The organism is Hyphomicrobium sp. (assembly GCF_020852195.1).
Classification (GTDB): domain Bacteria; phylum Pseudomonadota; class Alphaproteobacteria; order Rhizobiales; family Hyphomicrobiaceae; genus Hyphomicrobium_C.
The window spans coordinates 1-1,468 of record NZ_JADZBI010000266.1 but is presented as its reverse complement, the minus strand read 5'-3'; the positions used below and the strand labels follow the sequence as shown (position 1 = coordinate 1,468).

The window sequence follows — 1,468 nt, the reverse complement described above, 5'->3', positions numbered from 1 at the left end:
GGATGCGCGACTCCTCCTCACCCGCGCCGCCGGAGGCCTCCTCGATGAGGATCGCCGCGCCCGCGCGGCCGATGGCCTCCCAGGTGCGCGCGATGCCGATGCGCTCCACCTCGTCGCCCGACTCGCGAAGGCCCGCCGTGTCGATGAGATGGATGGGAACGCCCTCGACCGCTATCGTGGCGCGGACGGGGTCGCGCGTCGTGCCCGCCACGGCCGTCACGATGGCCACTTCCTCGCCCGCGAGGCGGTTGAGCAGGCTCGACTTGCCGACGTTGGGCCGGCCCACCAGCACGACCGTGAGCCCTTCGCGCAGCACGGCGCCCTGCGCCGCGCCCTCGAACAGCCGCGCGAGGTCGTCGCGCGCCGCCGCAAGCATCGCGTGCTGCGCAGCGCGGTCGGCCGGGTCGATCTCCTCCTCCGGAAAGTCGATGCACGCCTCGACGTGCAGCCGCAGCCGCGTGATGGCTTCCACGACCGCGGCGATCCGCGCGGAGAATTCCCCGGCCAGCGAGCACGCCGCGCCGCGCGCTGCCTCCGCGCTCGCGGCATCGATGAGGTCGGCAACCGCTTCGGCCTGCGCGAGGTCGAGGCGATCGTTCAGGAAGGCGCGCCGCGTGAACTCGCCCGGCTCCGCGAGGCGGGCGCCGAGGCCCACGCACCGGCGCACGATCTCGCGCAGGACCACCGGGCCGCCGTGGCCCTGCAGCTCGAGGACGTCCTCGCCCGTGTAGGAACGGGGCCCGGGAAAGAGGAGGGCGATGCCCTCGTCGAGGATCTCGCCGCCGCCGCCGCGGAAGCGGCAGAGCGTCGCGTGGCGCGGGGCGAGCGCGTGGCCGGTGACGGCCTGCGCGATGGCGGCGGCCAGCGGGCCGGAGACGCGCACGACCCCGATGCCGCCGCGGCCCGGCGCGGTCGCGATGGCCGCGATCGTGTCCGGGCGCGCGTCCACGGCGCTAGCGTTTCCCCTTCGCCTTCGCGGCGGCTTCCGCCTCGAGCGTGCGGTTGATGTGCCACTGCTGCGCGATCGACAGCAGGTTCTGCACCACCCAGTAGAGCACGAGGCCCGAGGGGAAGAAGAAGAAGAAGATGGAGAAGACGATCGGCATCGCGAGCATCACCTTCGCCTGCACCGGGTCGGCCGGCTGCGGGTTGAGCTTCGTCTGCACGAACATCGACACCGCGTAGACCACCGGGAGGATGTACCACGGGTCCGGCGCGGAGAGGTCCTGGATCCACCCCAGCCACGGCGCGTGGCGCAGCTCGATCGAGGCGAGCAGCACCCAGTAGAGCGCGATGAACACCGGGATCTGCACGAGGATCGGCAGGCAGCCGCCCAGCGGATTGATCTTCTCGGTGCGGTAGAGCTCCATCATCGCCTGGTTGAGCTTCTGCCGGTCGTCGCCGTAGAGCTGCTTCAGCTTCTCCATCTTCGGCCCCAGCACGCGCATGGCGGCCATCGAGCGCCCCG

Annotated in this window: 2 protein-coding genes; both read right to left on the bottom strand. The window is 72.2% G+C overall.

Translation table 11 applies throughout. The annotated features are described in order from the left end of the window. Window positions 1–949 (bottom strand): tRNA uridine-5-carboxymethylaminomethyl(34) synthesis GTPase MnmE (gene mnmE, locus IT540_RS20785; protein ID WP_291181787.1); only part of this gene is annotated, 949 nt, incomplete at its 3' end. Window positions 950–953: 4 nt separating this feature from the next. Further along, window positions 954–1,468 (bottom strand): membrane protein insertase YidC (gene yidC, locus IT540_RS20780; protein ID WP_291181786.1); only part of this gene is annotated, 515 nt, incomplete at its 5' end.